Annotated in this window: 14 protein-coding genes and 1 pseudogene; 5 read left to right on the forward strand and 10 right to left on the reverse strand. The window is 40.5% G+C overall.

What is annotated here, in order from left to right:
- Nucleotides 1–102: 102 nt before the first annotated feature.
- A complete protein-coding gene (locus tag NIES592_RS23285; protein ID WP_073557049.1) occupies nt 103–1494 on the forward strand; it encodes a serine/threonine protein kinase in 1392 nt (463 codons plus the stop codon).
- Nucleotides 1495–1677: 183 nt separating this feature from the next.
- Here NIES592_RS23285 and NIES592_RS23290 read toward each other — a convergent pair whose 3' ends face one another.
- The 7 genes from NIES592_RS23290 to NIES592_RS23320 all read right to left on the reverse strand — a co-directional run bounded on the left by NIES592_RS23290 (nt 1678) and on the right by NIES592_RS23320 (nt 9015).
- Nucleotides 1678–2295 (reverse strand): Uma2 family endonuclease, encoded by a 618-nt coding sequence (locus NIES592_RS23290; protein ID WP_009454337.1) that lies wholly within the window; start codon nt 2293–2295, stop codon nt 1678–1680.
- 188 nt (nt 2296–2483) lie between these two features.
- Entirely contained in the window at nt 2484–2777 is a 294-nt protein-coding gene (locus NIES592_RS23295; protein ID WP_062246230.1) for a hypothetical protein, read from the reverse strand.
- Nucleotides 2778–2858: 81 nt separating this feature from the next.
- Nucleotides 2859–4967, reverse strand: coding sequence for a TonB-dependent receptor plug domain-containing protein (locus tag NIES592_RS23300; RefSeq protein WP_073557055.1), 2109 nt, complete (start codon nt 4965–4967; stop codon nt 2859–2861).
- Nucleotides 4968–5086: 119 nt separating this feature from the next.
- Nucleotides 5087–6010 carry a tetratricopeptide repeat protein gene (locus NIES592_RS23305; RefSeq protein ID WP_073557050.1) on the reverse strand — a complete coding sequence of 308 codons (924 nt, stop codon included), beginning with the start codon at nt 6008–6010 and terminating at the stop codon, nt 5087–5089.
- Between the two features lie 680 nt (nt 6011–6690).
- Nucleotides 6691–7026 carry a cytochrome c6 PetJ gene (gene petJ, locus NIES592_RS23310; protein WP_009454321.1) on the reverse strand — a complete coding sequence of 112 codons (336 nt, stop codon included), beginning with the start codon at nt 7024–7026 and terminating at the stop codon, nt 6691–6693.
- Between the two features lie 210 nt (nt 7027–7236).
- Nucleotides 7237–7734 (reverse strand): GNAT family N-acetyltransferase, encoded by a 498-nt coding sequence (locus NIES592_RS23315; protein WP_073557051.1) that lies wholly within the window; start codon nt 7732–7734, stop codon nt 7237–7239.
- 111 nt (nt 7735–7845) lie between these two features.
- Nucleotides 7846–9015 (reverse strand): RpoD/SigA family RNA polymerase sigma factor, encoded by a 1170-nt coding sequence (locus tag NIES592_RS23320; protein WP_073557052.1) that lies wholly within the window; start codon nt 9013–9015, stop codon nt 7846–7848.
- An 824-nt stretch (nt 9016–9839) separates the two neighbouring features.
- Between NIES592_RS23320 and priA the strand changes: the two genes are divergently transcribed.
- On the forward strand, nt 9840–12428 hold the full coding sequence (priA, locus tag NIES592_RS23325) for a primosomal protein N' (RefSeq protein WP_073557053.1): 2589 nt from the start codon (nt 9840–9842) through the stop codon (nt 12426–12428).
- 158 nt (nt 12429–12586) lie between these two features.
- Here the strand turns inward: priA and NIES592_RS23330 are convergent.
- From NIES592_RS23330 to NIES592_RS23340, 3 genes and pseudogenes are all read right to left on the reverse strand, one after another.
- Nucleotides 12587–12877, reverse strand: a pseudogene (locus tag NIES592_RS23330) (nucleotidyltransferase family protein).
- A 28-nt stretch (nt 12878–12905) separates the two neighbouring features.
- On the reverse strand, nt 12906–13139 hold the full coding sequence (locus NIES592_RS25620) for a hypothetical protein (RefSeq protein WP_062246248.1): 234 nt from the start codon (nt 13137–13139) through the stop codon (nt 12906–12908).
- 210 nt (nt 13140–13349) lie between these two features.
- Complete coding sequence (locus NIES592_RS23340) at nt 13350–14954, reverse strand: TAXI family TRAP transporter solute-binding subunit (RefSeq protein WP_084552390.1); 1605 nt, start codon at nt 14952–14954, stop codon at nt 13350–13352.
- A gap of 734 nt (nt 14955–15688) precedes the next feature.
- Between NIES592_RS23340 and kdpA the strand changes: the two genes are divergently transcribed.
- The 3 genes from kdpA (at nt 15689) to kdpF (ending at nt 20048) form a co-directional block, all read left to right on the forward strand.
- A complete protein-coding gene (gene kdpA, locus NIES592_RS23345) occupies nt 15689–17374 on the forward strand; it encodes a potassium-transporting ATPase subunit KdpA (RefSeq protein ID WP_009454308.1) in 1686 nt (561 codons plus the stop codon).
- Nucleotides 17375–17493: 119 nt separating this feature from the next.
- The gene (gene kdpB / locus NIES592_RS23350; protein WP_062246252.1) at nt 17494–19602 is read left to right on the forward strand and encodes a potassium-transporting ATPase subunit KdpB; all 2109 of its coding nucleotides are present in this window, start codon (nt 17494–17496) and stop codon (nt 19600–19602) included.
- Between the two features lie 167 nt (nt 19603–19769).
- Nucleotides 19770–20048 carry a K(+)-transporting ATPase subunit F gene (gene kdpF, locus NIES592_RS23355; RefSeq protein ID WP_073557054.1) on the forward strand — a complete coding sequence of 93 codons (279 nt, stop codon included), beginning with the start codon at nt 19770–19772 and terminating at the stop codon, nt 20046–20048.
- Nucleotides 20049–20124: the final 76 nt, after the last annotated feature.

Below are 20124 nucleotides of genomic sequence, written 5' to 3' on the forward strand. Positions count from 1 at the left end.
CACACAGATGAACACCGATTTGATTACCAAAAGATAAAATAGTAAGGGAATAAACTGATAGAACAGTGTTAAGCCGTTTACCCCGCTTATCACCCCAAAGCAATGGATCAACTAGTTAATCAAGTTTTGCGCGATCGCTATCACATTCAATCTCTACTTGGTCGTCAGACTGGTCGGAGAACTTTTCTAGCAAAGGATTTACAAACAGGATCGTCTGTTGTGATCAAGTTGCTTTTGTTTAGTCCTGACTTTAATTGGGATGATCTGAAACTTTTTGAACGCGAGGTAGAAGTCCTGCAATCTTTAGATCATCCAGCGATTCCTAAATATATTGATCGTTTCGAGGTTGAGACGGAATTAGGGAAAGGCTTTGCTCTGGTTCAAACTTATATTGAAGCCAGATCATTACAAAATTGGATAGAGTCTGGTCGTACCTTTAGCGAGTCGGAAATAAAGGCGATCGCCAAGCAATTACTAGAAATTCTAGATTACCTCCACAGTCGTCAACCGCCTGTCGTGCATCGAGATATTAAACCAAGTAACATTTTGTTAGGCGATCGCACCGGTAATAGTCCTGGGCAGATTTACCTGATTGATTTTGGTAGTGTGCAAACTGTAGTGCATAGCGGTACTAGGACAGTTGTTGGTACTTATGGCTACATGCCTCCCGAACAATTCGGTGGGCGAACTGTACCCGCTTCAGACCTTTATGCTTTGGGGACAACACTAATTTATCTAGTGACAGGACAGCATCCCGATGAACTACCACAACGGGAGATGCGAATACTGTTTGAAGATAGAGTCAATCTTAGTCCGAATCTGATTGATTGGCTAAAATGGCTCACAGAACCCAGTCTAGATTTACGATTAAAATCTGCAAAGCAGACCTTAGAAGCTTTAGAAAAATCAAATTTACGAGCAAGTTCTTTAGCAATTGCGAAAAAACCCTTTGGTAGCAAAGTCAAACTTACCAACACCAGAGAAATGTTAGAAATTCTGATTCCGCCACGAGGATTTCATCTGGGATTAATCCCAATCATTGGATTTGCGATCGCCTGGAATTCTTTTCTCGTCATGTGGTACGGTATTGCTTTCAGCATGTGGAGTAGTGGCGGATTGTTCGCAGCCCTATTTGCAATCTTTCACTTGGGTGTTGGCTTTTACTTGATTTGGACTATTCTCTATACTTTGTTCGGACAAGTCAAACTTCGGATAACTCCACAGGAAATTTCTCTGACTCGTGAACTTTTGGGAGTAAAATGTCCACCAGTTCTTAGCGCAGCTCGACAAGATATTGTAAAAGTTGAACTCACTCGTCTTTCATACAAAAGAGATCCCGAAGGGGGTAATGTGAAAGTTCCTCCTCAAATTAACATCTGGGCAGGAATAAAGAAATTTGAACTTGGTGGTGGCGATCGTCTAACTATCCCAGAACTTGACTGGTTAGCACACAATTTGAGCAGTTGGCTAAATTTGCCCATTACCAGGGATTAGTCTTTCAAGAAACACTCTGTATAAAGCTTACCGCGACTGACGACCCAAAGAGCGCTGGTTCTGACCATGCATCTAGAGCAAGTTCTTAGCGTACAAAACTCCCGTTTTGGCACGATGACCCCCATACCGTTAAAACTATATAAACTGTATCTTAAGACAAAACTTAGATATTGAATTAAATACTTATTGACCAGCATTAAAAACTTGTTCCGCAGTTAACTTTAACTCAGGGAAAGTAGCAGATAAAATTTTCTCGCTACCCCGAAACTGACTGACTTGATATTCTCCATCAATCAGTTGATAGACTGAGAAAGTGGGTTGTTTGGGATTACCGATAAATTTCCTAGCTCCCAATGCTGCATAGTCAACAATCCAATATTCGGGGATGCCCATCTCTTCATAATCGGCAAGTTTGAGATAGTAATCATCGCGCCAATTGGTACTGACAACCTCAATAACTAAAGGAATTGATGTACCCTTAGTCACAGTGGATGATTTTTCCCACAGAGGTTCATCAGCCAAAGCAGCGTCATTTAGTATTAATACATCTGGGAAATAACCTGATTCTCTTTCCGGTGGTTTTACTATTGCTTGATTGGGAATAAAATAGGGGAGATTTAATCGTCTAAACTCTAAAGTTAATTCAGCAGCCGAAAATCCTTTTATCCTTTCATGTTTCCCAGTTGGCTGTGTCATTTCGACAATTTCCCCGTTATGCAGTTCGTAGCGTACCCCAGAGTTTTCGGGATACCACGCAATAAATTCGTCAAAGGTAACTATTTTTGATAAAGCTTGGGTCATAACATATTGGTTACTGTGGGTTGTGTTTTTATTCTAGAAGCCCGGCATAGCTGTTTTAGTTTTACTATTGGTTCATCGTTTTTGGGTGAAACCAAATGAAGTTAATTTTCGTTAGAGAAAAAAGCTAATTCTAATTAGAGCCAGAGCTGCTTAACTTCATTTTTGAGCGACTTAACATCGAGCGATCGCTACTGCCAAGTAGAAACGTCTCGCAGCACTTCTGGAATTTCCTCACCTGCGAGAAACTCCAGTACAGTTTCTCGAAAACCCAAATAACCAGATTCGGTAAAAGACAACAGCATCCGTCTGAGTGCAAACCACACCTCTGGTTCATATTCCCAGTCACCATATCTGGAAGCTTTACCTGCAATGGAACGCAGCGCCCAAAAATAGCTATTCCTTACCACAGAACCACCTTTTTTATACTCTGGTACGTCTTCGTGATGCAGGAACAGTACATCGTTTTCAATTTTGGATCTCATGAGATGGGGAGGTGGGGAGTGGGGGGAGTAGAGAAATTATTATTAACCACTAACAACTAACAACCAACAACCAACGATCAACTAATTCGATGTTAAACCAATCCGAAAAGTAAACCCAGGGCTGTAGGTACGATTGACTCGTTCGTATTGTTCACCGAGTAGGTTTTCTAAGTAAACCCTAATTCCTAAAGTTCTTGTTAAAGGGATGCGAGCGCTAAAATCCAAATTAAAAAATGGTGAGACAAAATCTGTGGTTTGATCTCCAGGTTTGGTAAAGAAAGCACGGCGAGCGCCACTATTATAAGTAGCATACAAATTAGCCTGCCATCCTCGACTTTGATAACCAATACCAGCTTGGGCTACAGAATAAGGGATCATACCTAACTGCAAGCCTTTTTCTACTCCCGTTTTAATTTGGGCATCTGTATAGGTGTAGTTAACAAAAGTCGACCAATTAGAAGCAAATTGCCATTTTAAGGCTGCTTCAAAACCGTTGGTATCGACAAGCCCAATATTTTGCCATTTTCCTTGAATAATTCCCAGGCGATTATCTAAACTACTGCCAAAGTAAGTAAATTGTCCCGTCAAATTCTCTGAGAAATTTACATCTACTCCCGCAGTCCAAGATGAACCTATTTCCGGTTCTAAATCTGGGTTTGGCAACCAACCATGAACCGTATCATAAAGATACAGTTGATCTAAACCAGGATTACGTTGTCCTCCTGCCCAACTTCCTCGTACAGCAAAGTTTGGTGTCACACCATAACGAAATCCCACACTAGGATTGAGGTAGTTACCAAACTTGCTATCAAAGCTTTGTCTCAATCCTAAATCTAGCTCCAAGTTTTTGGTGATATTCCAAGTGTTGAGAACAAATAAAGCTGTGTTGAATATCTTCTCGTTTTCTGTTTCATTTAAAGCAACTCGATCAGGGCGTGTACTTTCAGTCTTACCATCTAAGTTGTTATTGAGAAACTCTAAGCCCCATCGCAATCTATTACCTGGACTAGTTCGCCAATCGTGATCTAATCTAGCTGTAAATAATTGGGTGTCTAAAACACCAGTGCGGTAGTATTCTCTACCTTGAAAAAAAGTCGGTCCATAAGTACTAAAGTAATCTTGGTTATAACCCAATGTAGTTGTCAAAATGGAATTTTCACCATTACCTAGTAGGGTTTTCCAAGATAAACCAAGATTGAGTCCATCGTGATCTAGTCGGTCTCTTTGTAGTGGGAAACCAAAATATACTAAACCACGACGACTGCTCAGTTTTGTCGCGTCAAAACTGAGAGTATTTCTGTCATTTAAATCGAAGATCAAACTACCAAAATAGCTACTGATAGCAGTATCTGCATTCGTTAAATAACCATCAGCATTACGATTTGCCGCACCTTCTGGTACTTTGTAGCGATTATCAATAAAGCTTCTTTCAAAGCTGAAGTTATATTTAACAGAACCCAAGGAGCCGTTGTAGCTTGTTTGTTGATTATTAAAATTCAATGAGCCAAATTCTACAGCCGCATTAAATTTAGGGGTCAATCCACCTGCTTTCGTAATAATATTAACTACTCCACCAAAACCAGATGAACCATAAAGGGTTGTCACTGCACCACTTGATAATTCAATTTTTTCAATTGATTCTACAGGAATACTATTTAAATCAGTGGCCCCATGATATGTACTAATATTAGTATTAATTGGTCTGCCATTAATTAGGAATACCGACTGATTAATTGAGTGTCCCCGATAGTATGTGCCTGTGTGGATGTCTGCTCCATGACCAACATCATTAATAGCAAAACCTGGCATTCTTTTGAGAACATCAGCGACACTTGTAGAGCCTTGTTTTTGAATTTCTTCTTGCTCAATTACGTAAGTAGGAGTAGATTGAGGTAAAGTGTATATTTCCCCGATTACCTCTAGTTCGATATCCGCTTCGTTGGTAGTTTCATCAGAGGTAGAGGGTTCTGTTTCTACTTGTGCAATTGATTCATTTGATGTGGATTGCTGGGTTAATAATTTAGCATTTGTGGCAGGTAATTCTATTTCATTTAAGTTAGGAATTTCTGAATTTGTTTGCAGAGATTTATCAATAAGGTGTTGATGATATTTAGTTTCGTCAGCAAAAGCAGGATAAATGATGAGTAGGTTAATTAAAGCTCCTGGAATCCAAAAAAGACACTTTTTCACTTTTATGATCACTGTTAGTAGAAACACTCAGTGATATTTAGCAGTTATTGCAAATACATGTCAAAAGACAGACTGTCGTACTTTTGAAATGTAGAGGGGATCGAGAGTTTTGTAGTGATTTAGGCAACTACGACTTTAAATGGTATTTGCCCTTGTACAGTCTTGATTAAAGATAGGGTTTTTTCGTATGCGAATTTCTCTCCTCGGTATCCAAAGTAATCAGCTGCTTTGAGTAAATCTGCGATCGCAGCTTGTTCATAACCAAGGTGATGGAAGGCTATACCCCTACTAACATAAGTACTACCATCACTAGGGTTAAGTCGGATAGCTTTGGTAAAATTATTGACAGCGCCAGAGTAATCTTCACTTCTGGCACAAGCACAACCCCGGTTAAAATAGGCTCGATAGTCAACGGCATTGAGACGAATTGCCTGATTAAAGTCAAGCATAGCATTTTCGATGTCTCCTAGCTCCAAACGCGCTAAGCCTCGATCATTATAGATATCAGCCAGTAGAGGACTATCTGTGTGGGGAATTTGACTGAGGGCAAGATTGTAGTCTATTATTGCCTGCTGATATTTTTCCAAAGAAGCATTGGCGATTCCCCGGTTATAATAAGCGCGAAAATCAGTTGGTTTGAGAGCGATCGCTTGCTCATTGTCAGCAATAGCCGCTTCATAGTAACCTAGCCTATATTCGGCAACGCCTCTATTTAAATAAGCCTCAACATTCTGAGGTGAAAAATTAATTGCTTGGGTACAGTCTGCGATCGCATTTTGATAATCTTGAATGTTGAGATAAGCAAGACAACGATTACTATAAGCAGCAGCAAAATCTTGTTTTTGTTCAATCGCTAATTGAAATTCTTGAATTGCTCCTTGGTAGTTACCGTATAGCATTTTTTCTATCCCCAGCTTAAAAAAATCCTCTGCTGTAGTTGGAATGATAGAAGTCGTTAATGAATAAGCAGGTGCAGAAACAAATGAAAAAATAAGCATAACAACACTGATGAAACTAAAAACAAAGCGATAACGGCAATTCATAAATCCTCGTTTTTAGAAAAATCAAGTACCTAAAAATCAATCAGAAAAACAGGTACTAATTACGCGCACTTAACTCGAAAGTCACATATTAGTAGTGAAAATTCATATTTAAAGCAATCTCAATAATTCCCAAAATCTCGCCCTCAAGTAAGTAAATTTGGGGCAGATGGCTTAAGTCTACTGAAGTTGAAGTAGACTCATGTTTTTGTTCAGTCATCTTTAGATGACTTGGCGGTTTTTGACTAAGCTGAACTTCTGGTGGTGAAATTTATTTTTTGGCGAATGAAAAGCTGCTACAAAACCTCTACAGGCAACTGCCCACAATGAGGGCATGAAAAATCGACCACCGATACACACAGATACACACAGATAGATACAGCTATAATTCTCAGCTTTGCGTCCCTATTTAACTACTAAAATATTTCTCACTCATCACCTAATAAAAAGACGCTGAAAATATATTTATTTCTCCACACTTACCCTACGGGAAAACCTCACACAGCTACACACTTATTTTGCAAATCGGGTAGGTGAAAAGAAAATTAACTACTATTTATACGAAACTACAGACAAACACAAACAAACACTTATTTTACCCATGTCTATATGTGTGCATCTGTAGTTTTCAATACTCATTTTGTGTTTTAGTTTCTAATTTCTAGTTCCTAGTTCCTATTTTTTTACTTCCAACCTTTTTCAGCTTCTCCTAACACGTAAACAGCAACATCTTCAATTTGTTCTGGTTTTAAACGCGCTTTGAAAGCCGGCATAGCATTTTTCCCATTTGTTACTTGGGCAATAATTGCTTCTGCTGAGTTCATGCCATATTTTTCCAAATCGCTTTTACTCAAGCTTTTATTTGCTTGCACCAAGTTCTTACCACCTGCATGACAAGCAGCACAGTTAGCACTAAAGACTTTAGCGCCGTTGGCTGCATCTGCGGCTAAAGCAGGACGATTAAAAGCGAAGGTGAAGATTGTGATGCCAAGCAACAACACTAACAAAATCTTTTTCATTCCGTGTTTCCTCTGCAAAAGGACTAATCAGTCCATAATCCTTACTAATTCTCGGCTTCACAGCTTTTGCTCGTCAAAAGACAGGCTGTCATAGTTAGTCAATTGTCAATTGTCATTGCTGAGTCTATTATTCTCCCTTGTCCCCCACTCCCCCCACTCCCCACACTCCCCATCTCCCCATCCCCCCATCTCCCTACACTCCCCATCACCCTACACTCCCCCCTTCCCCAACTCCCTCAGCGCCTCACCCGTAACCCGACAAATGCGCCATTCTTCTAAGATCGATGCTCCCATGCGGCGGTAAAATGCTTGCGCTGGTTCATTCCAATCCAAAACACTCCACTCTAAGCGTCCGCAATCTCTTTCGACAGCGATCTGAGCAACTTTAATCAGAAGTGCTTTGCCAATTCCTTGGCTGCGATACTCTGGCAAAACAAATATATCTTCTAGATAAATCCCTGGTTTGGTTAGGAATGTTGAATAATTATGAAAAAACAGGGCAAAACCGACAGCTTGCCCTGCATATTCTGCTAATATCGCCTCAGCATATTTAGGGGAGCCAAATAAATGCTCCTTTAGTGTAGAGGAATTGCCAGTAACTGCATGAGATAAGTTTTCGTATTCTGCTAGCCCTTGCACTAACTCAAATAGCGCATTGCAATCAGCAGGTTCGGCAAAACGCACTATCAAATCACCTTTAAAAGCCATTGGTCATTAGTCATTAGTCCTTTGTCATTAGTCCATAATCGACGTCCATAGTCAAGAGTTCCAAGTCTTTAACTCTTAACCAATAACTAATGACAATTGACAAATGACAAATTATATTAACCACCCCTTCAACCGCTTAGCAATGTGAGGACGCCGTAATTTCCGCATCGCTTTACTTTGAATTTGTCGTACTCGTTCGCGAGAAAGGTTGAACATGTTACCAACTTCTTCCAAGGTACAGGGTTCGCTGGTTGTTAATCCATAACGTAAGGAAATCACGTCTTTTTCTCGTGGGGTGAGTACGTCGCCTAGTACTTCCCAAATCTCCTGACGCATCATGCTTTCATTCATCTTTGCTTCTGGAGATTGGTTGTCTTCATCTTCTAGCAAATCCATTAATTCCGTGTCTTCTTCTTTACCGACACGATGATTTAAAGATAATGCTTGACGTCGTAGTTGTTGGAGTTGACGTAATTGTTGGGGCGGAATTTCTAATGCTTCCGCCATTTCGATTTCGTTAGGATTACGTCCTAATCTTTGTTTGAGTTCTCGCTGGGCTTTCTTGAGTTTGTTGAGTTTTTCAACAATATGAATTGGTAAACGGATTGTTCGAGCATCGTTAGCGATCGCCCTTGTAATTGCTTGTCTTATCCACCAATAAGCATAAGTAGAAAATTTATATCCTTTATCCGGATCAAACTTTTCTGTTGCCCGATTTAAACCCATCGCCCCTTCTTGAATTAAATCCAAAAAAGGTACACCACGATTCAAATATCGCTTAGCAATTGATACAACAAGTCGTAGGTTAGAGCGAATCATTTTGCGTTTCGCTACCCTACCTTGATACAAACGATTTTCTAATTGCTTTTCTGTTATTTGTAGATGCGCTGCTATATTTGTTTTGGTGGGTTGATGTCCTAGTTCTTGTCTTAACGCAGCTTGGATTTCGTTGACTTCCTCTAAAAACCGCACTCGCCGCGCTAATTCCACTTCTTCGTCGGGTTTTAGCAATGGATAGCGCGCCATTTCTTTAAAAAACGCGCCCACAGCATCATCATACTCGGTTTTGTTATACCCTGAAGGACGCGCTGCTGCCATTTCATCCCCATCGCGTCCATCAACTTCCAGATTTTCTGCAATCGGGGATTCTTCATCTGCCACTGCATTTAAAACTTCCAGAATTTGTTCTTCATTAACGGCAGCATTTTCTATCATTTCCATGGTTCCCAATTCAGCAATATTCATAGCTTCTGTTAGGGATTGTTGCTTGGTTTGATACATAATTTAGTGACAGCTGCTTTAAGATGCTTCATTAGTTTTTAATAAAAGACAAATGCACCTGTTTTATAGCAAAAATTTTCCGCGAGATTAAACTAGTCAAACTTAGTAGCCTTTGCCCATCATTACCTATGTTTACCAAGGATAGCAAGAGGTAAAGACCACTATTTATTTTTGTTCTTGGTTACAAACAGATACATTTTTAGATATGTTTTTGCTGCTCACATTAACGCTTTCGTTGCTACTTCGACTATTCATGAGTTCCTCATTTTTTTCTTGTTTACAAACTATGTCAAATAAACTAAATCAAAATTGCTCAAACTTAACAAATATAAAAATTACTCTCAATGATTAGTTGATTATTAAATTTTCATATATATTTCTAATTTATCTAATCTTTAAAGACTGGTTACTGTTTAAACATCTTTAAATCTTATCAATGAGTATCTTGAATCTTTGGTAAATTTGCCCAGCAAAAGGCGTGGCGACCCATTGCCTAGTTAGAAGCATCTCATATACTGAGAGTATTTAATATCTATCAATAGGGAGAAAAGCTCTCTTGCGTATTCACCATACAGAGAAAAATTAACTTAAAAAGATGGGAGAGATTTATTTTGTCTGGTCTGTTTTCAATACTGATTACCGTATATAGATATAATTAATTCCCTATCTGGAATTACATAAAAGGAAACTTATCAAGTATTATGTCTGATGACAGTATTGCGAATTACATTTTCATTGACATTTAGACAGATAGTTAACCTCATGAACAAGGAAACTTTTCAGCAACCAGAACAGATAAATATATATCTATAATTTGAGGAACCATGTATATAAATGATGTAAGTTTACCTCCTTTGGTAGTCGCCCAATCAGGGGAGTCTTATGATACCAGAATAAATAAGAATCAATGGGTTGAAGTGCTAGTAGACTGTCCAGGAATTGCCAAAGAAGATACAACTGAACAAAAAGAAGAAGAAGAAGAAGAAAAACTTTACACCTATCGATTACCAGCAGGGTTAGAAGTAAAACCAGGAGATATTTTAAGTGTGCCCTTTGGCAGACAACAGGTAGGGGGGATAGCGATTCGTTTGTTAGCACAACCACCAGCAAAGCTTGCGCCGGAAAAAATTAGAGATGTAGAAGATGTAATCCACTCAAAATTTTTTCAAGAAAGCTATTGGCAATTATTGGAAAAAGTTTCACACTACTATTACACTCCCTTGATTCAAGTGATACGTACTGCCCTACCACCAGGTTTGTTGGGGCGATCGCAGTCTCGTTTACGGCTCAAAAGGGAAAATATTCCCAATGGCGCGAATGAATTTCTCAGTTTACCAGCGCGTGAAATCATCAAAATTCTTCAATCCCAGGCTGATGGCGACTATAGCTTTAAATTCCTCAGACGTCAGATCAAAGGGTTCGATAGAGCAAAAAAGCAGTTAATCCAACGCGGTTGGGTAGAAACCTACATAGAATTGCCTAGATACTCTCGACCCCAGACCAAACCCATGGTAACACTGACAGTCAGTGTACCGCCGATCGACCTCAGCAAGCGCCAACGAGAAATACTAGAAGTGTTAAGGCGTCATGGCGGAGAATTATGGCTCAATGATTTTTTACAAATTTGTAATACAACCACTGCTACTTTAAAAAAATTAGAAGAGCAAGGTTGTATTGTCATTCAACAAAGAGAAATATTACGCAGTGAAAATGCTCCCACAGTCGCAGCAGATCAACCAAAGTCTTTAAATGCAGCTCAATTCCAGGCATTGTCTACCATCAAAGAAGTAAAAGGGTATGCAACTCTTCTCTTGCATGGAGTGACTGGTTCCGGAAAAACAGAAATTTATTTGCAAGCGATCGCCCCTTTACTCGCTCAAGGAAAGTCTGCCCTCGTCTTAGTACCAGAAATAGGCTTAACACCCCAGCTAACTGATCGTTTCCGTGCTAGGTTTGGCAACAAAATAAATGTCTATCACAGCGCCCTCTCCGGCGGTGAACGTTACGACACCTGGCGACAAATGCTCACAGGTGAACCCCAAATAGTGATTGGGACACGCAGCGCCGTTTTTGCTCCCTTGCCCAACTTGGGTTTAATCATATTAGATGAAGAACACGATAACAGTTTTAAACAAGATTCTCCCATCCCCACCTACCACGCCCGCACCGTCGCCCAATGGCGGGCAGAATTAGAAAATTGTCCCTTAGTTTTAGGTTCCGCAACGCCGTCTTTGGAGAGTTGGGTGAGGGTGAGGGATTGGGGATCGGGACAAGGGGGACAAGAAGGAGTAAACTCTCCTCACACTTTCCCTACTCCTCACACTCCCTCTCACTACCTCTGTCTCCCCGAACGTATCCACTCCCGCCCTTTACCAACAGTGGAAATAGTGGATATGCGGCAAGAGTTACAGCAGGGAAACCGTTCGATATTTAGTAGATCTCTACAAAATGCCTTGCAGCAATTAAAACAACAGAATCAGCAGGGAATTTTATTTATCCATCGCCGGGGACATAGTACTTTTGTATCTTGTCGCAATTGTGGATACGTGTTGGAATGTCCCCATTGTGATGTATCGCTGGCGTATCATCAAACCGAGGCAGAAGGGCCACAAATTTTGCGCTGTCATTACTGTAATTATGCGCGATCGCATCCGAGAAACTGCCCAGAATGCAGTTCTCCTTACTTAAAATTCTTTGGTAGTGGCACACAAAGAGTCGCCCAGGAATTAACCAAGCAATTTCCAGATTTGCGTTTTATCCGTTTTGATAGCGATACTACCCGCACCAAAGGTTCCCATCGTACCCTACTCACCCAATTTGCCAACGGTGAAGCAGATTTATTAATCGGTACACAAATGCTCACCAAAGGATTAGATTTACCACAGGTGACGCTTGTAGGAGTTGTCGCCGCCGATGGATTACTATATTTATCTGATTATCGCGCTAGCGAACGAGCATTTCAAACCTTAGCGCAGGTGGCTGGACGGGCTGGTAGAGGTGCAGAACCAGGAAGGGTAATTGTGCAAACTTATACACCAGAGCATCCAGTTATAGAAGCAGTGCAAAATCATGACTACGAATCTTTCACCGCTACAGAATTAGAACAACGGCAAGCACTGAATTATCCTCCCTATGGCAGGTTAATTTTATTACGGTTGAGTAGTCTCGATCCAATTGAAGTCCAAAATGTTGCCCAAGTAATTGCAGCTGCATTGCCACAACAAGAAGGTTTAGATATCTTAGGACCAGCACCAGCTAATATTTTACGAGTCGCAAATCGTTATCGCTGGCAGATCCTGTTAAAGTTTGCCCCTGATGCATTGCCAGAGTTACCTGATTGGGAAAAAGTGCGTGAACTCTGTCCTAAATCTGTCAGTTTAACAATAGATATAGATCCAATAAATATGATGTAAGCTTACGCAGAATTTCCTGATACCAAGGCGACGCGCCCAATACTGTCGCCTCACAACTCCCGCAATTCTTGCAAAATTGCCTCTTTGCCATCACGGGTATAAGACTCAATGCGCTCAATACATTCCAAAGATGTTGCTCAAGTAAAGGCGGTCATCTCTCATAACACAACAGCTTCCCGCAATACTTTCTCTCTAATCAACTCATGTAAAGTTTCTGGTTCAGTCACATCAACTTTACGTCCCAGCAATTCCTCCAAGGATTGCATCAAAGCAATTTGGTCTAACAAAGTTCGTTGTGGTTCAAGTTCTACCAGAAAATCTACATCACTATCTGGTCTTGCTTCTCCTCTCACCACAGAACCAAACACCCGGACATTATAGGCTCCCTATTTACCAGCAATTCGCAAAATTTCTTCTTTTAATGGTAGTAGTAATTGTTCAATACCCATAATTAAAGCTACGCCGCATATATAGGACTCATAGTTGTACTTCTTCCAATGTATTTGCTGCAATCACATTCCGTAGAATCGCTTTTAAACTTGACAAATCCGAAATTTGCTCAATTTGTGGCATCAGTTGTAAGCCATTACTGCCGACCACCCAACCACCCATGAAAGATCCATCTGTGTTATCTGTGTTTATCGGTGTGTATCGGTGGTCGATTTCTAAAAAAACGTTTTTTACCAGGCGCAAGGAATATTGCGTCTCCATATTCAATTCACATCAGGCGTAATTTACTATTCCAAAGACTCATCGACGCAGTTCAAATACTCGTTTATCTGTTTCAAAGACTCGCCAAGGTCGATTATATTTTTCGACTTGTGTGTACACCATAGCATGAACTTTGGTACACAACCAAACATGAAAATTGTTACCCCTTCTGCCCTCTGCCTTTTTTTGTAACCTGCTCCGAATATTCGCTTAATTTGAAATATTTTGCTTTTTATTTTCAGAATCAGAATGAACTGGAGAAGACTTTGGTGCTAAAGTCATCAGCGAAATTAAGGTTAAATTCATCAGTTCTACATAAGCTTCGATGTCAACTTGATCCGACAACAACATATCTCGATAATGCTGCTTAATTTGCTTGAGCTTTTGTAATGCTGCCTCTGGATCGGTTTGCAAGCTTGCCTGCCATTCATCTAACAATAGAAGGGTGTCCATGACTAACTTTTTGCGCTGTTGTTCAATGAGAGTACGACACTGATCGGCAAAAGTTTGTGTTTTGTGACGGAGTTGTTCGTAGACTTCTGTTGACACTAAACCCTCAATAAATGTCAGGCGATTCTCCTGGCTTAAGTCTTCGATACTCTCCAATGCTTGCTGGGGATGATCTGGTAAAAGTGACTTAAGTTCACTAATTCGGTTGTTGGTTGTAGTCATAATCTTCTTGGACTTTTGTCTGTGCCATTGTCGTAAGAGTAACCCGATCACACTTGTTGTTACCAAAATGAAAACTCCAGCCTGCAAGTCGTTGTTGTTTTCCCAATAACGAATGATGACTGTACGAGGATCACCGTGATCAAACACCGCTTCTGCTGCTGGATGAATATAGAAAAGCTCTTTTCGCATCAATTCTTCGGCTTTTGAGCTTTGAATTTCTGGATAGAATTGGGCATAAGTACGAGCGGTAGAAAGAATCGACCAAGTAACTAGTCCTACTGTTCGCCGATTCATGTCAGGGCGAGTGACTAAAACGGTTGCTGTTGAGAGAGTTGGTAATTTGCGATTAGGAATTGGTGGACGTGAGGCGTAAGTGCCAAGAGGTAGGGTTGCGCTTTCGTAGGAACTGGGATCTAATACTGTTAAGTTGTTTACTAATGCAGTTCGTATAGGAAGTAAACTCAGATTGGAGTTTTTCACAAATATTTGCCTCAGGTTTTCATTTGCACCCAAACTTCCCACATAGATAATTGCGTCGAGTTGTCGAGATTTCAGTTTCTTGAATGCTTCGTCAAAACTAGAAGTATCCTCTTGAACCTTGAGTTTGTCTGTTTGGATTAACTGCCTAGCTGTAAAGAGAATTCCACTACCAGGAGTACCAACAGCAACTCGTTTCCCTTGTAAGTCGTCGAATGTATTGATCCCAGAATTTTTGCGCACAATGATGTGGACATATTCTTTGGCTAAAATCGCAACTGCTTTGACTTTTCCTTGTCGCATGGCTTCATTGGCGACATCCAATTGTGCGATCGCAAAATCGACTTGGTGCTTTAGCAATCGTTGTAGGTTTTCCTGGGAACCTTGAGAACCAATATTCCGCACAGAGAGTCCGACTGTTGTAGTGGTAGAGTAGTTTATTTGTTCACCCAAGCGATGGTAGTAGCTACCGACAGTACCAGTGGAGAGAGTTACGCTATTTGGCTTTTGACTACAACCGCTCAAACTCGATAATACAATTCCTCCTGCTAAACCGCTAAATAGAAGGAAAATATTTTGCGGTTTGTAAATGAAGCTAAGACACTTGCAGGGAAGTTTCGGTAATTTATCTGTCCAGTTTCGTCTGCCGGATAGTGGAGGAATCATCTCATACCATTTTGAATTTTTAGATTTTGTGAACAGTTTGCTTTCCGGAAGCCGACGCACAAAGCTTTTCAAGACAGATTGCAATTGTTGTGGTGGGTTTGAGTTCTGTAAAATCCAAAATTGTATAATTTTTCCTTCCAGCAAACTTATCAAGGTTCTATGCGATCGCTTAACTCTGAAGACAATCGCCACAAAGTTAAGATTTACTTTATAAATGCTCTCTCAATATTCTCACATAGGTGGCGATCGCTATATTTATCCATATGTGCTTGAAATATGAAAAAAACACAGATCTCTGGATGATTTAAGCAGTGAGGCATCTGTGTCTTTAAATTTCCACAAATTAAAACGGGATCTCTAATCAAGTAATTACGTCAAAAATGTAATTTTCATATTTTAATGTGTTATTTTATACTCAAATATAAAATTTATCGAGTATAATGCCTTAGAGTAAATTTATTTATTTTACAGTAGTCAATATTACTAGAAAAGAATTGTCAATCAAAGGCTCACATTACAAATTCAAAGCTCTAGAATATGTAAAAATTTAATTTTTATTAAATTAATTATTTACGAAAAAAGCAGGAACATAGTAATAGTTACAAAAAGTCATCCGAAATGAGAATTTGAGTTGATATGAGATATCACTCACTACAGGTAATTAGGTGTTATTCATAATCATTAGCTTTCTAGTTAGTAGTAAAGCTAGACCAACTATAATTCAGCGTGAATACATGACACAGGGTTTTTTGCAGATAGGGTTAACGCTTTGTATTTTAATAGTAATCACTCCCTTTTTCGGAAGATACATAGCTCGCGTCTTCTTGGGTGAAACAACTGTGTTTGACTCGGTATTCAACCCGGTTGAGCGAATTATTTATATACTAGGGGGCATACGTAGCAAACAAGACATGACAGGTAGCCAGTACATACGGGCTGTGCTGTTCAGCAACTTTATTATGGGTGTTGTTGTTTACTTGATTTTAAAGTTTCAGGGAATTTTACCGTTTAATCCCATGAACTTGAAAGCACTTAGCTGGGATCTAGCACTACACACAACAATTTCATTTCTGACAAATACTGACCAACAACACTACATTCCTGAAATCACTTTAAGCTACTTTAGCCAAACAGCAGCTTTAGGCTTTTTGATGTTTACTTCAGCTGCAACTGGGTTGGCGGTAGGTATTGCCTTTATTCGTGGTTTGACAGGTAGACCACTGGGGAACTTTTACGTAGATCTAGTTCGTGGTATTACACGGATACTGTTACCAATATCTTTACTTGGTGCGATCGCTTTAATTATCTTAGGCACACCACAAACATTACTGCCAACTCAAGTTGTCACCACCCTCGAAGGAGGTACTCAGTATATAGCTAGAGGGCCAGTTGCATCTTTTGAAATGATCAAACAACTGGGCGAAAACGGCGGCGGTTTTTTTGCTGCTAACTCTGCTCACCCATTTGAAAATCCCAACGGAGCTTCTAATTTAATAGAAATGCTCGCTATGCTGTCGATTCCGGCAGCATTAATTTATACTTATGGTTTGTTTGCTAACAACACCAAACAAGCTTGGTTACTGTTTTGGATGGTGTTTGCGATCTTTATAATTTTGGTTGCTGTAACAGCTAGTAGTGAGTATCAAGGCAATACCCTAGTTAACGCCATCTTAGGATATGAAATACCAAATCTGGAAGGCAAAGAAGTCCGTTTTGGTTCTATCCTCACCGCCTTTTGGGCGATCGCTACTACAAGTACCATGACTGGTGCGGTCAATGGAATGCATGATTCCCTCATGCCTACAGGAGGTTTTGCAACTCTATTAAATATGTTCTTACAAATCATCTGGGGTGGTCAGGGAACAGGAACAGCCTATCTATTTATTTATTTAATTCTGACTGTATTTTTAACAGGTTTGATGGTAGGACGCACACCAGAGTTTTTGGGGCGAAAAATTGAGAAGCGAGAAATTGTCCTCGCCAGCCTAGTGTTATTAATTCACCCAATCGCGGTTTTAATTCCCAGTGCTATTACCTTATACTTTCCAGAAACATTGGCTGGGATTAACAATCCTGGTTTTCACGGCGTCTCCCAAGTTGTTTATGAGTATACTTCAGCCAGTGCTAATAACGGATCAGGCTTTGAAGGTTTAGCAGATAACAGCCTTTGGTGGAATCTCAGTACCATTGTCAGCTTACTGTTGGGGCGCTATGTTCCCATTATTGCCATTCTGCTGTTAGCCGATAGCATGACTCGCAAACAAACAGTACCAGCAACACCAGGTACTCTGAGAACCGACACTCTACTATTTACCAGTGTCACCGCTGGAGTAATTTTAATTTTAGGAGTACTGACTTTCTTCCCAGTTTTAGCTTTAGGCCCCATCGCCGAAGGATTTAAAATTGCCTCTGGCAGGTAGAAAACAAGGAAGACAAGGGGACAAAGGGAATTAGTACTATATTATTCTCCTCACACTCCCCCCACTCCCCCCACTCTCCCCACTCCCCCCACTCCCTCCACTCCCCACTCCCCATATCTATGAATCCAGCTGCTACTACCCCCAAACCTCCCAAACCTCCACGTTCTCGTTCCAACGATCGTCGTCATGCGCGCAAACAGTCGCGGATCAATACTAGAGGTATTTATCTGCGAGCCATAAAAGATGCTTTTGTGAAGCTCAATCCTAAACAAGCAGTTAAAAACCCAGTCATGTTTATAGTCTGGGTTGGGACACTGATCACCCTGGCGGTGACAATTGAACCTAATTTGTTTGGGCCAGTCACCGAGGACAACCCACGCTTGTTCAACGGTATGATCACGGTGATTTTATTCTTCACCGTTTGGTTTGCTAATTTTGCCGAAGCAGTTGCTGAAGGTAGAGGTAAAGCCCAAGCTGACGCTTTGCGTTCAACCAAGTCAGAAACTATTGCCAAAAAGCTGTTTCCCGATGGTGCGATTACAGAAATTCCTGCCACCAGCTTGCAAAAGGGTGATACTGTCTACGTTGTTGCTGGTGACACTATTCCCGCCGACGGTGAAGTAGTTATGGGTAGTGCCAGTGTGGATGAATCAGCAATTACTGGCGAATCTGCCCCGGTATTAAAAGAACCAGGTTCTGATGTTGCTAGTTCGGTCACTGGTGGGACGCGCATTATCTCTGATGAACTGATTATCCGGATTACTGCTGATCCAGGTAAGGGTTTTATAGACCGAATGATAGCTTTGGTAGAAGGCGCAGAACGCAGCAAAACACCTAACGAAATTGCATTAACAGTATTATTGGCAGTTCTGAGCTTAGTGTTTTTGTTCGTAGTAGTAACTCTGCCATTCATTGCTCAATATGTGCAAATTCAAGTCAGCGTCGCAGTTTTAGTAGCGCTGTTGGTAGCATTGATCCCCACCACTATCGGCGGCTTACTGAGTGCGATCGGGATTGCCGGTATGGATAGGGTAGCCCAGTTTAACGTGATTGCCACCTCCGGTAGAGCTGTGGAAGCTTGTGGTGATGTCAACACCTTAGTTCTTGACAAAACAGGCACAATCACCTTAGGCAACCGTCTGGCAGAAGGGTTTATTCCCGTCAACGGTCACTCAATGGAAGAAGTTGCCTATGTAGCTTTGGTAGCAAGTATATTTGATGAAACTCCAGAAGGGAAATCTATATTTAGACTGGCGGAAAGATTAGGGGCCAGAATTGATTTTGATCCTCAAAAAGCCGAAGCAGTGGAATTTTCCGCGAGAACCCGCATGAGTGGTACAAATTTACCCAACGGCAAACAGGCGCGTAAGGGTGCGGTCAATGCCATTAAAGGATTTGTACGTACACGCAACGGGCAAGAAACACCGGATCTAGATGCTGCGTACGAAATGGTTTCCCAGCAAGGAGGGACACCACTAGCAGTGTGTCTGGATGGGGAAATTTATGGTGTGATTTATCTCAAAGATATAGTTAAACCAGGAATACGCGATCGCTTTGATCAGTTGCGGCGTATGGGAGTACGCACCGTTATGTTAACAGGTGACAACCACATTACCGCTTCTGTGATTGCTAAAGAAGCTGGAGTTGATGATTTTATTGCCGAAGCTACCCCAGAAGACAAAATCTCCGTCATTCAACGAGAACAGGAAAAAGGCAAACTAGTAGCAATGACCGGAGACGGTACAAACGATGCACCAGCCCTAGCACAGGCGAATGTTGGTGTGGCGATGAATACGGGTACTCAAGCCGCCAAAGAAGCAGCAAATATGGTGGATTTAGACTCTGATCCGACCAAACTCATCGATATAGTTAGCATTGGTAAGCAATTGCTGATTACCAGAGGAGCATTAACAACATTTTCGATCGCCAATGATATTGCCAAGTATTTTGCAATTATTCCTGTATTATTTGCTGCTGCTAACTTACAAGGCTTGAACATCATGAAGCTAAGCAACACTAATTCTGCTGTGCTGTCAGCGCTAATTTACAATGCATTGATTATTCCTATTTTAATTCCTTTAGCACTCAAGGGTGTAAATTTTCGACCTTTGACTGCCAATCAGTTATTACAGCGGAATATTTTGATTTATGGTTTGGGTGGTGTGATTGCACCTTTTATTGCAATTAAGCTAATTGATTTGATGATTACAGCCATAGGATTGGCATAGGAAGAGAACATGGAAAAATGCATACATAGCGCTTCTCGTTTTGATGAAGTACAGCTTAATCGGTGTACATCTGTGTTAATCTGTGTTCGTTTTTTATCCCATACTGCATCCAAGAGCAAACAGCTATATATTTTTTGACATGTATTTTTATAAGGCGACAAAACAAAATGAATATAAATAAAAAAATTAATATCTTTAATAAGTTTTTATCAGCAGATATTGTAGAGCCAATTTCTTTTATTTGGACACAATGGCGTAAACAAAAGTTACCACTGGTAATTTTTATTGGTTTGTGTCTAAATTTAGTGATTGCTACTGCTGTTTATGCGGTTGCTGACGGTGTTTTGGAACGTCGATCAGCTTGGGCAATTAGTATTTTAGGTTTTATAACATTGGCGCTAGTAGTTTACTTATTCTTTGTTATTTTTCAACCAGAACGTTTTTAACAATTACCAATTACCAATTACCTCTAATGTGAATTAACAAAGGCGCTAATAGATCATGGGAAATACTCAACAAACC

Origin of the sequence: Fischerella major NIES-592 (assembly GCF_001904645.1) — a bacterium.
GTDB lineage: Bacteria > Cyanobacteriota > Cyanobacteriia > Cyanobacteriales > Nostocaceae > Fischerella > Fischerella thermalis.

Bases quoted from the DNA above. Each gene is read 5' to 3' on its own strand.
- NIES592_RS23340 (WP_084552390.1), bottom strand. From the start codon at position 14,954: ATGATTCCTCCACTATCCGGCAGACGAAACTGGACAGATAAATTACCG.
- kdpF (WP_073557054.1), top strand. From the start codon at position 19,770: ATGAATATAAATAAAAAAATTAATATCTTTAATAAGTTTTTATCAGCA.
- NIES592_RS23285 (WP_073557049.1), top strand. From the start codon at position 103: ATGGATCAACTAGTTAATCAAGTTTTGCGCGATCGCTATCACATTCAA.
- NIES592_RS23295 (WP_062246230.1), bottom strand. From the start codon at position 2,777: ATGAGATCCAAAATTGAAAACGATGTACTGTTCCTGCATCACGAAGAC.
- NIES592_RS23305 (WP_073557050.1), bottom strand. From the start codon at position 6,010: ATGAATTGCCGTTATCGCTTTGTTTTTAGTTTCATCAGTGTTGTTATG.
- NIES592_RS23290 (WP_009454337.1), bottom strand. From the start codon at position 2,295: ATGACCCAAGCTTTATCAAAAATAGTTACCTTTGACGAATTTATTGCG.
- kdpB (WP_062246252.1), top strand. From the start codon at position 17,494: ATGAATCCAGCTGCTACTACCCCCAAACCTCCCAAACCTCCACGTTCT.
- NIES592_RS25620 (WP_062246248.1), bottom strand. From the start codon at position 13,139: ATGGAGACGCAATATTCCTTGCGCCTGGTAAAAAACGTTTTTTTAGAA.
- kdpA (WP_009454308.1), top strand. From the start codon at position 15,689: ATGACACAGGGTTTTTTGCAGATAGGGTTAACGCTTTGTATTTTAATA.
- petJ (WP_009454321.1), bottom strand. From the start codon at position 7,026: ATGAAAAAGATTTTGTTAGTGTTGTTGCTTGGCATCACAATCTTCACC.
- NIES592_RS23320 (WP_073557052.1), bottom strand. From the start codon at position 9,015: ATGTATCAAACCAAGCAACAATCCCTAACAGAAGCTATGAATATTGCT.
- priA (WP_073557053.1), top strand. From the start codon at position 9,840: ATGTATATAAATGATGTAAGTTTACCTCCTTTGGTAGTCGCCCAATCA.
- NIES592_RS23315 (WP_073557051.1), bottom strand. From the start codon at position 7,734: ATGGCTTTTAAAGGTGATTTGATAGTGCGTTTTGCCGAACCTGCTGAT.